The sequence below is a fragment of the Kitasatospora sp. NPDC059817 genome (assembly GCF_042731835.1).
In the GTDB taxonomy this organism is placed as follows: domain Bacteria; phylum Actinomycetota; class Actinomycetes; order Streptomycetales; family Streptomycetaceae; genus Kitasatospora.
The window spans coordinates 548-11171 of record NZ_JBHWIR010000221.1; the positions used below are offsets into that span (position 1 = coordinate 548).

At 73.7% G+C, this 10624-nt stretch carries 9 protein-coding genes and 2 pseudogenes; 6 read left to right on the forward strand and 5 right to left on the reverse strand.

Features of this window, described 5'->3' with window-relative positions:
- Positions 1–156 precede the first annotated feature (156 nt).
- From ACFV61_RS31105 to ACFV61_RS31120, 4 genes and pseudogenes are all read right to left on the reverse strand, one after another.
- Complete coding sequence (locus tag ACFV61_RS31105) at positions 157–651, reverse strand: DUF4240 domain-containing protein (RefSeq protein ID WP_063347022.1); 495 nt, start codon at positions 649–651, stop codon at positions 157–159.
- Positions 652–743: 92 nt separating this feature from the next.
- Positions 744–869 (reverse strand): annotated as a pseudogene (locus ACFV61_RS31110) (flavin reductase family protein); the annotation flags it as partial.
- 681 nt (positions 870–1550) lie between these two features.
- Positions 1551–2447 (reverse strand): neutral zinc metallopeptidase, encoded by an 897-nt coding sequence (locus ACFV61_RS31115; protein WP_380495236.1) that lies wholly within the window; start codon positions 2445–2447, stop codon positions 1551–1553.
- A gap of 248 nt (positions 2448–2695) precedes the next feature.
- Positions 2696–3598, reverse strand: a complete 903-nt coding sequence (locus ACFV61_RS31120; protein ID WP_380495238.1) for an EamA family transporter — start codon at positions 3596–3598, stop codon at positions 2696–2698.
- 48 nt (positions 3599–3646) lie between these two features.
- On the opposite strand from ACFV61_RS31120, the gene ACFV61_RS31125 reads away from it, so the two are divergent.
- A complete protein-coding gene (locus tag ACFV61_RS31125; protein WP_380495240.1) occupies positions 3647–4225 on the forward strand; it encodes a MarR family winged helix-turn-helix transcriptional regulator in 579 nt (192 codons plus the stop codon).
- 38 nt (positions 4226–4263) lie between these two features.
- Here the strand turns inward: ACFV61_RS31125 and ACFV61_RS31130 are convergent.
- A pseudogene (locus tag ACFV61_RS31130) lies at positions 4264–4515 on the reverse strand (zinc ribbon domain-containing protein); the annotation flags it as partial.
- Positions 4516–4686: 171 nt separating this feature from the next.
- Between ACFV61_RS31130 and ACFV61_RS31135 the strand changes: the two are divergent.
- The 5 genes from ACFV61_RS31135 to ACFV61_RS31155 all read left to right on the forward strand — a co-directional run.
- Positions 4687–5205, forward strand: a complete 519-nt coding sequence (locus tag ACFV61_RS31135) for a DUF6328 family protein (RefSeq protein WP_380495242.1) — start codon at positions 4687–4689, stop codon at positions 5203–5205.
- Positions 5157–5384, forward strand: a complete 228-nt coding sequence (locus tag ACFV61_RS31140; RefSeq protein WP_380495244.1) for a hypothetical protein — start codon at positions 5157–5159, stop codon at positions 5382–5384. The genes ACFV61_RS31135 and ACFV61_RS31140 overlap by 49 nt, the downstream gene beginning before the upstream one ends.
- Before the next feature lie 217 nt (positions 5385–5601).
- A complete protein-coding gene (locus tag ACFV61_RS31145; protein WP_380495246.1) occupies positions 5602–6249 on the forward strand; it encodes an AAA family ATPase in 648 nt (215 codons plus the stop codon).
- 71 nt (positions 6250–6320) lie between these two features.
- Positions 6321–6845, forward strand: coding sequence for an AAA family ATPase (locus ACFV61_RS31150; protein WP_380495248.1), 525 nt, complete (start codon positions 6321–6323; stop codon positions 6843–6845).
- A gap of 424 nt (positions 6846–7269) precedes the next feature.
- On the forward strand, positions 7270–10624 hold a 3355-nt coding region (locus ACFV61_RS31155), incomplete at its 3' end, for a hypothetical protein (protein ID WP_380495250.1).

Consider the following 10624-nt stretch of genomic DNA (forward strand, 5'->3'; position numbering starts at 1 on the left):
CGTGAGCCCCATCCCCCACGCGCCGTAAGGCGGACTGGTCGCATTCCTGCGCCGTGCCCCCCAGGCTGGCGGGCTGGGGGGCCGAGGAATATGACGGTTGGTCTACATAATTCCCCGAGGTGGAAACGGCGGCGCGTGACGTCCGGTGGGCGGGGGCTAGTCGGCGAAGCGGGCTGACAGGTGGGGGAGGAGGGTGGGGAGGTCTTCGTCCTCCCAGGGCTCGCCAGTCGGGGGGCCGGAGGTGATGCCGTTGGAGGGGAGGTCGGCGCCGGTGAGTTGACGGTAGGCATGGGTGGCCGCGTAGGCGAGGTCTTCGGCCTCCAGTTCCTCCTGGTCGGGGGTGAGGAGTTCGGCGAGGCTGTCCGGGTCGGCGAGGGCCTGTTCGAAGAGGGTTCGGCCGGCGCCTATCAGCCAGTCGCGGAAGTAGTCGAAGCCGTCGTCGCTGCAGCCGCCGTTGACGAGGTAGCCCGCGCCCCAGAGCAGCCAGGTGCAGGAGCGGGCCTTCTGCTGCGCGTAGTGCCGGTCGAAGTCCGCGATCTGATCGGGTGCCAGGCCGGCGAGGTGCTCGGTGAGCGCGTCGGCGTGTTCGCTCTCGTCGGCGGCGCCGGCGCGGGTGTCGTCGATGATCTGCCAGAAGGTGTCGAGATCCATGCCCGTCACCTTGGCAGGTGGGGCTGACACTCTCTCGCGCAAGCGGCAGAACGGTTTCAGTGGTTTCAACGGTTTCAGCAGCTTCAGCGGTTTCAGCGGGGCGTCTGGGTGCGGAAGCTGTGGCCGAGCTCGGGGCCGGGTCCGTAGTAGTGGCGGAAGTTGTAGATCAGCGGGCTCCAGCGGGCCGGGTCGACGTGCTGGGAGCCGGGGACGACGATGCATCGACGGTAGGGCGGGGGGGCTGCGGCGGGGGGGCCGCGGTGGACCCCCCCCCCTCCGCACCCCCACACGCCCGCGGGCGCCGCGCGCGCCGCACCCCGCGCCGCCCTGAAGATCGCGCCCGGCATCCCGCACGAGGCGGTGCCCGCCGAGGCCGAGGCGGAGTGGATCTCGGACGGGGGTGACGTGAAGGACGCCGTTCTGCGCCGGGATGTCGTAGACGCAGCTGCCGCCGCCGGAGCCCTTGCACAGGTGGGCGTGGGCGCCGCCGGACTGGTTGTTGAGGACCCAGTGGTTGCCGTACTGGTTGCTCAGGTTGTGCGCGCCGTAGCTCCAATACACCTCGCTCGGGGCCGAGGCCGGGTTCTGGTTCTGCGGGTAGACGCAGACCGCCCCGTACGGACAGCCCGCCCAGGAGCCGTCGGCGGCGCCGGCGCTGCCGGCGCCCAGGGTGGTCAGGGTGGTCAGGGCCGCGGTCGCGAGGGCGAGGGTGGCGACGGCGTGGGTGATCCTGCGCATGGATGGTTCTCCCTTGGCTGGTGAGCGGCCTGACGTGGGGTCCGGCCGGTGCTCAGCAGCCTAGGAACGCGGGCGCGGCGGCGGTCCCTGACATCTGACAGGGGCGCGCCGCCGCACTCCGGGAGCCGGCCCGCCGGCTCGCTGGGCTAGAGCTCGCGGGGCTAGAGCTTGCCGAAGGTGTCGCACTGGGCGAGGTCGCCGGTGCGGTAGCCGGTGGTGAACCAGGTCTTGCGCTGCTCGGAGGAGCCGTGGGTCCAGCCCTCCGGGTTGACCCGGCCGGTGGCCTGCTTCTGGATCCGGTCGTCGCCGACGGCCGCGGCCGCGTCCAGGCCCTGGGCGATGTCCTGGTCGGTGAGGGAGGCGATCAGCGGCCGCCCGGTGGAGGGCTGCGGGGTGGTGGTGGCGTGGTGCGCCCACACCCCGGCGTAGCAGTCGGCCTGGAGTTCCAGCTTCACGGAGGCGCTGTTGGCGCCCTGGCGGTCGCTGCCCACCTTCTGCATGGTGCCGAGGAGGTTCTGGAGGTGGTGGCCGTACTCATGGGCGACGACGTAGGACTCGGCGAAGGGACCGCCCTTGGCGCCGAAGCGGGCCGAGAGCTCGTTGAAGAAGCCGAGGTCGAAGTAGGCCTTGCGGTCACCGGGGCAGTAGAACGGGCCGACGGCGGAGGTCGCCGGGCCGCAGGCGGTGGAGACCTGACCGGTGAACAGCACCGTCTCGGCGTTGCGGTACGCGGCGCCCGTGCGCTTGGGCAGTTCGGCGCGCCAGAACTCCTGCACGCTGTTGGTGACCGCCACGATCCGGCAGTCCTGGCGCCGGTTGGCGTCCGCACCGGTCTTGCAGGCCTGCTGCACCTCGCCGGCGGTGTGCGCGCCGTTGGAGGTGGTGGAGCCGCCGCCGGAGGACAGGCCCAGCAGCTGGGGGTCCACGCCCAGGACGACCGCGAACAGCACGACGATCAGGCCCACCGCCCCGCCGCCGATGGCGACCTTCCCGCCCGGGATCCCGCGCCGGTCGTCCACCTGCGAGGTGTCGAGGTCGCCCTGGTCGTCGAACTGCATGCCCCTGCCCGCTTCTGTCGTGTTTGTCAGTACTGGTGACGGTCTGTGCCGGTGACGGCCCGCCCAGCCTACGGGCAGCGGGCGCCGGCGCGGCGCAGCGGGGGCGCGGGCGGCAGGGGCCGGGCGGGGGCGGGGTCGGGCGGCGACTGCGGACGCGGCCGTGGACGTGGCGATCGGGCACCGCTCCCCCGGGGCCGCGTGTGCCGTCCTGGATCACCATCCGACCCGGCCGATGGACTGACGATTCGTCAACTCCTGATGCGGGTACCGGATTCGGCCGCGACGGAGACCTCGGCAGGGCGGGCGGGCCCGCGGGGGCGGCCGAGCAGGACGCCGGCCAGGACCAGCGCCAGCCCGCACACCTGGCGCGCGCCGAGCCCCTCCCCCGCGAGGCCGGCGCCCAGCAGGACGCCGGCGAGCGGGTTGAGCAGGCCGAGCAGGCCGACCGTGCCGGCCGGCAGGTGGCGCAGGCCCGCGAACCAGAGGGCGAAGGCGAGGGCGGTGGCCACCAGGGTGACGTAGCCGAAGGCCGGGAGTGTGCGGGCGTCCATCGCCGGGGGCGCGCCCTCCGCGGCGGCGGCCAGGGGCAGCAGCATCAGGCCGCCGGCGGTCAGCTGCCAGGAGGTGACGGCCAGTGGGTCCGCGCCCTCGCGCCAGCGGGCGGCCAGCACGTAGCCGACGCAGGAGACCAGCATCGCCGCCGCCGACGCCGCCAGCCCGGCCCTGCTGACCGCGCCGCCCGCGCCGAGCAGCGTGAGCGCCACCCCGCCCAGGCCCACCACCGCGCCGACCAGGTGGGCGCGGTGCGGGCGCTGCCCGGCCAGTGCCCAGGCGGTGAGCAGCATCGCCAGCGGGGAGGCGGCCATGACGGTGGCGGCGGTGCTGGTGGGCAGCAGTTGGGAGGCGAGGTAGAGCAGGACGAAGAACACCGCGGTGTTGAGCAGTCCGAGCAGGGCGCTGCGCCACCACCAGGGCCCGTGCGGGCGGCGGCGGGACAGGGTGAGCAGGACCAGTCCGGCGGGCAGGGCGCGCAGGGCCGCGCCCCACAGGGGCCGGTCGGCGGGCAGGTAGGCGTGGGTGACGTAGTAGTTGGCGCCCCAGGCGAGTGGCGCGACCGCGGTCAGCGGGACCCACCGCAGATTGGCTTCCATGGAAGGCAATATACCTTCCTGGGAAGGTACTGGCGGTAGGATGGCCCCATGGAGCACCAGCAGCACCCCCGGACGCCCTCCCCGCCGGGCGCGGACGCCGACCACGTGGCGCTGATCCAGGCCGCGTGGCGGCGCGAGCGCCCCGACCTCGACGTCTCCCCGCTGGCCGTCATCGGCCGCCTGCACCGCCTCGCCGCCCGGCTGACCGGCGAACTCGCCCTGGTCTACTCCCGCTACGGCCTCGGCGAGGGCGACTTCGACGTCCTGGCCGCGCTGCGCCGGACCGGCGCCCCCTACGAGCGGGCCCCCGGGGAACTCGCCGCCCACACCATGGTCACCACCGGCGCGATGACCAAGCGGATCGACCGCCTCGAACGCGCCGGACTCGTCACCCGCCGCCTCGCCGAGGGCGACCGGCGCGGGCGCGTCGTCGCCCTCACCGACGCCGGACTGCGGCTGATCGACGAGGCGTTCACCGCCCACCTGCGCAACGAGCACCGCCTGCTCGCCCTCCTGTCCCCCGAGGAGGCCGCCGCCCTGCAGACCCTCCTCACCGCCTGGCAGCACCGCCTGGACGGCACCGAGCCGGACGGCGGGCCAGCACAATTTGACTGCTCCCCCGGCTGACGCCGGGGATTCCGGCTTCTGTCGGGTGGATTGGTGACTCAGGCCGCCTTCCGGGACGGCGTCCCGGCAGGTCTTCTGCCATCAGCGTCAGCCGGGTTCAGACCTGCCCGGTTGAGCATCACGTAAGCGGAGTTCTTGTCCCTGGGGGACACGGCTCCGCACGTGGTGCAGGTATAGGTGCGCAGTCCCAGCGGCAGTGCGCGCTTGGTTCTCGCATCGCAGTGCGCGCAGTCCATCGCAGCCGGTAGGTGTACCGGGTATGCCCGGTACACCCGTCCGTGTCCTGCGCCGTGATCGCCATGACCGGCAACATAGCCTGACGGTCTGACAAAGGTGCTTGGACCGGGGCGGTGGACACCGGCCCGGTGAGCGGCAAAACGGCCGCCCCCGACCCGCCACGCGGAAAACCGAGCTCCTCCCCGACCTGAAAGCCGGGGCATCCTCCGACATCAAGGTGACGCATGACCAGCACCCCGCCGCCCCAGCCCGAACCCGGGCCGCCCGTCGCCCCGTCCCCGTCCGGCCCGGAGAGCCCGGGGGCCCGGGCCGACCGGCGGCTGGTGGAACTGCTCCAGGAGCTGCGGGTGCTGCAGACCGGCGTGCAGATCGTGTTCGCGTTCCTGCTCGGGGTCGCCTTCACCCCGCGCTTCGCCACCCTCACCGACGGCCAGCAGGACGTCTACGTCACCACCCTGCTGCTGGCCGTCATCTCCTCGGCCGTGTTCGCCACCCCGGTGGCGCTGCACCGCGGGCTGTTCCGCCACCCCGGCAAGGCGCGGATCGTCAAGGTCTCCGTCCACATCGCCCAGTTGGGCTTGGTGCTGCTGGCCTGCGCGCTCACCGGCGCCGTGCTGCTGGTCCTGGATGTCGTGCTCGGGACCGCCACGGCCCTGGCCATCACCTCCGTCGTCGCGCTGATCTTCGCCGGGCTGTGGTTCGTCCTGCCCTGGGTGGTGCGCCGCCCGCTGCACGACGACTGAACCGGACACGGATCCGCCCCGACCTCGACCCGGCCGCCGTCGCCGACCTCGTCTTCGACTGCTACGTGACCGCGCTGAGCCGCTGGCTGGCCGGCGACGCCGCCTTCCCGCTCGCCGACGGCCTGCTGGCCAGGCTCGCCGTGCTCGCCGCCGGCTTCGGCCCGCCGCGCGACGCCTGACGCCTGACGCCCGCTTCCGCCTCCCGCGACCCGCTTCCCGTCACCCGCGCTGCGCCGGGGGCGGGTGCGGCGCGGGTGACGGACGGGACCGGGCCGGGGCCGGCTGTCGGGCGCCGGGGGCCAGGCGGGGAAGGCCCACACCTCCCTCACCCCTCAGAGCCCGCCCGCCCCCGAAACCGCTTACCGCCCCACCCCGCACGGCGGGTACCGTGCCCGGATGCACAGCAACGACACCAACGGCAGCGGGAGCGCCAACGGGGACGGCAACGGCAGCGCCCCCACCTGGGACGTCCTGCTGCTCGGCGGCGCCTCCGGCCTCGGCAAGAGCCGCGCCGCCGCCGAACTCGCCCGGCACAGCGGCGCGTTCGTGGTCGAGTTCGACGACGTCGTCGCCGCCCTGCACGCCGCCACCACCGCCGAGGGCCACCCCGGCCTGCACCACTTCGACGGCCTCGACGACCCCGACGCGCTGCCCGCCGACCGCGTCCTGGAACTGCAGATCGCCACCGCCCGCGCCCTGGACGACGCCCTGCTCGGCGTGGTGCGCAACCGCCTCACCGTCGACGTGCCCGCGATCGTCGAAGGCGACTACCTCACCCCGGCCGCCGCCGCCCGCGCCGCCGCCGAGGCCTCCGGGCAGGAACGCGTCGTGCGCGCCGTGTTCCTGCACGAGGGCGACGCGGCCGGCATCAGCGCCAACTACGCCCAGCGGGAGCCCGACTGCGGCCCGCAGGAACGCCGCGCCGCCGTCAGCGCCCGCTACTCCCACTGGCTCGCCGACCAGGCCCGCACCCACCACCTGCCCGTCCTGGACTGCCGCCCCTACCCCACCCTCGCCGACCGCCTGCTCCGCGCCCTGGCCTGACCTGGCCTGACCTGACCTGGCCTGACGTGGCCTGAGCTGACCTGGCCTGGCCTGACGAAAGGGGTCCACAGGTGCTGATCGTGGTGAGCGGCGGGCCGGGCAGCGGGAAGACGACGCTGGCCCACGCGCTGGCACAGGCCCTCGGCTGCCCGGCGGTGTGCCGGGACGAGCTGAAGGAGGGCCTGGTGCACGCGGGCACCCGGGCCGGGAACCCCGACGAGGCGGTGCGCGCGGCGTTCTTCGACGTCCTGGAGGTCCTGGTGCGCGCGGGGGTGAGCGCGGTGGCGGAGGCCGCGTTCCAGGACCGGCTGTGGCGGCCCGGCCTGACCCCGCTGGCCGAGCACGCCGAACTGCGGATCGTGCACTGCCGGGTGGACCCGGCAGTGGCCCGCGCCCGGATCCGGGCCCGCCTGACGACGCACCCGCGCCGCGCCGCGCACGCCGACCGCGCACTCCTCGCCGCCCCGCCCGGCCCGGGCAACCTGCTGGACGACTTCACCCCGCCGTCCCTGCCGGTGCCGCACCTGCACGTGGACACCACCCACGGCTACCAGCCGCCGCTGGCGGACATCACCGCCTTCGCCACCAGCCCCTGAAGCCGACTGTCCGTCAGTTCGCCAGTGAGCCCGGCGGCTTTCCGGATCAACTCTGGTCAGCCGAAGGCGAGTTCAGATTCCCACAGGAGCTTGACGGGCTTCGCGCGGACGGCGGCTCCGCCGACCTGCCGAGCCCGGCCGTCCGTTTGCGGGCAGCGCGCGAGGGGGAAGACCCCGCGCCGGGCCCCGCTTGCAGGCGAGGCACCGTGACCGCCGTGACCGCCGTGGCGTCAGCCGTCACTCCGACAGCCGTACTCGGCAGTCCGTCCGTCAGATTGTCAGCTCGCTCGCATGGGCCGCCGGGATGACTTCTCCCGCGCGCCGGATCAGCCCGGATAACACGGACGACATAGTCAGTTCGTCACCTTACGGCCGCATTCATGCCGTCATCCAAGAGTCCCGCGAGCACCCTGGGGAGTCCCCGATGCCCGAAGTCAGACGCCACTGGGGCTTGGCCCGAGCCTTCGAGACGCCAGGAAGAGCCCTGGCCCGTCCGCCGAGGAGGGCGGGCTCGGCGCGGCGCGGCTGGACGGGAATGCTGGCGGCCGTGCTGATGCTGGCGCCGGCGCCGCTCGTCCCGCTGCTGGCCGCACCCGCCGCGCACGCGGCTCAGACGTGCCCGGCGGATGCCGGCTACACCGACTGCCTGTCCTTCGCCTACACCGGAAGCGACCAGGACTTCACCGTCCCCACCGGGGTCTCCTCGATCAGGGCGAAGGCCTGGGGTGCGGGTGCGGCCGCCGACGGCGACACCGCCGTAGCCAGCCACGACCACGCGAACCGGCCGGGCGCCGGCGGCGCCTACGCGACCGCGCTGCTGGAGGTGACGGCCGGACAGCGGCTGACGGTGGTACCGGGCCAGGGCGGGCGGTCGCGTCCCGACGGCCCGGACTCCCCGGCGGCCCGCAGCGGTGGCGCCTCCACCATCCGGTCGGGCCAGTCGCACACCCCCGCGGACACCCTGCTGGCAGCCGACGGCGGCACGGCCTCGGCCACGAGCGCGGCTGCGAGCGCGACCGCGAGCGGCGCCGGCACTGCCGGGGCCGGGGCCGGTCCTGGAGACGGGCCGCAAGGCCTTGCGCCCCACGTGACCGAGCGCCAGTACGTCACCGGGGCGGCCTTCGGCGGCTTCGCCCCGTCCATCGCGGGCGTCAGCGGCGCCGACGCGGCGAAGGACGGCGGCGGCCACAGCGGCGACGGCGGCAACGGCCTCGTCGTACTGGAGTGGAAGGACCCCGGCACCGGCGCCACGACAACGCAGGCCGACCCCTCACCGGCCGCGACGCCCACCGGCCGGAGCAGCGCTCCAGGAGCCCCGTCCCCGGAGGCCGCGCCATCCGCAGCGGCCGGACCGGCCGGGCCGAGCAGCGCGGCCGCCCCGCCGAGCGCCGCCCCGCTCGGCCGCTTGCCCCGGGCACCCGGCGACCCCCTGGACTGCACGGGCAACACGATCTACGCCATCCAGCGCGGCTCCTCCACCGCCGCGAACGGCACCCTGCTGGCCCTGGCCGCCGGCAGCGTCGGCGGATCCAGCGTGACCGCGACGACGGTCAGCACGCTCCCCGCCGGGTCGGGCTTCACCAACGCCCTCGGGATCACCGACGGCGGCACCGCCGCCTACGTGGTCGACCAGACCCCGACCGTCGCCGGGTCCGTCAACGTGTACGGCTACAACGCGGCCACCCAGACCTGGACCACCTACACCGGATCCGCCGGCGCCACCACCGACTCCTTCGTCTCCGGCGCGGTGGACCCGGTCAACGGCATCTACTACTACGCCAGCTTCGAGCCCGGCACGGCGACCACGCCCGGCGTGGCCACCCTCTACGGCTTCAACACCACCACCAACACGGCGATCCCCGGCGTGATCGCCACCTTCGACCTGCCCGTCACCGGCGCCTCCGGCCCCAACGGCGACATCACCTTCGACGCGGGCGGCAACCTCTACGCCCTCTCCTCCGTCGGCACCGACGCCGCCATCGGCCGGGTCGCCGGGCCGATCCCCACCACCGGGTCGGCCACCGGCGTACCGCTGACCGACACGGTGCTGAGCACCCTGCCCAACCCGGACAGCAACTCGTTCAACGGGGCGGCCTTCGACAACGCCGGAATGCTCTACATCGAGTTCGCCTCGGGGACCACCACCTTCCTGGAGCAGCTCAACCCGAACACCGGCGTGATCACGGCCGGGCCCACGCCGTACTCCAACAACGCGTTCCTGTCCGTGGACCTCGGCGCCTGCTCCACCAACCCGACCCTGGCCCTGCAGAAGAACATCGTCGGCCGGTTCGCCTCGTCGACCACGTCGAACGACCAGTTCAACCTGGCGATCACCGGCGGCGGCGTCACCCAGGGCAACACCGCCACCACGACCGGCACCAGCACCGGCATCCAGACACCCCCCGCCGGCCCGGTCATCGCCGTGTCGGGAACCACCTACACGCTGACCGAGACCGCCGCCTCCGGCAGCCTCGCCAACTACACCACCGCCTACGACTGCGTCGACACGGCCAACGGCAACGCCCCGGTCGCCTCGGGCACCGGCGCGACCACCTTCAACCTGCCGTTCCCACCCACGGTGGAGGGCAAGAACAGCCCGCTGGTGGTCTGCACCTTCACCAACACCCCGGTCCCCGCGACGCCCGCGCTCACGATCATGAAGACCGCGTCCCCGACCACGGTCACCGCCGTCGGGCAGGTCGTGGACTACAGCTTCCTCGTGACCAACACCGGCAACGTCACGCTGACCAACGTCACCGTGAACGAGACCGCGTTCTCCGGCAACGGCACCCCGCCCACGATCACCTGCCCGGCCGGCGCCGCCTCCCTCGCCCCCAATACGTCCGTGACCTGCACCGCCCCCTACACCGTCACGCAGGCCGACATCAACGCAGGCTCGATCACCAACACCGCGACGGCCACCGGCACACCGCCCACCGGCCCGCCGGTCACCTCACCGCCCTCCAACGCAACCGTCACCGCGACGCCCAACCCGGCGCTCACCATCATGAAGTCGGTGGATGCGACCGAACTGACCGGCGTCGGCCAGGTGCTGCACTACTCCTTCCTGGTGACCAACACCGGGAACGTGACGCTGACCAACGTCACCGTGAACGAGACCGCGTTCTCCGGCAACGGCACCCCGCCCACGATCACCTGCCCGGCCGGCGCCGCCTCGCTCGCACCCGGCGCGTCCGTGACCTGCACCGCCAACTACACCGTCACGCAGGCGGATGTCGACAGCGGGAAGGTCACCAACACGGCGACGGCGACGGGCACTCCGCCCACCGGTCCGCCCGCGACGTCCCCGCCGTCCTCGACCAGCGTCCCGAACACCCCGGCCCCGGCGCTCACCGTGGTCAAGTCGGCCTCGCCGACCACGGTTTCGGCCGTCGGGCAGGTCGTCGACTACAGCTTCCTGGTGACCAACACCGGGAGCGCCACGCTGACCGATGTGACGGTGAACGAGACGGCCTTCTCGGGCAGCGGCACTCCGCCCGTGGTGACCTGCCCGGCCGGCGCGGCCTCGCTCGCCCCCGGCACGTCCGTGACCTGCACCGCCAACTACACCGTCACGCAGGCGGATGTCGACAGCGGGAAGGTCACCAACACGGCGACGGCGACGGGCACTCCGCCGTCCGGTCCGCCGGTGACCTCCCCGCCGTCCAGCGCGACGGTGACCGCGAAGCCGCCGCACGGCCACCTGCCGAGCACCGGCGCGAACACCCACCTGGCCGGGCTGGCGGGGAGTCTCCTGCTCCTCGGCGGTGGGCTGGCAT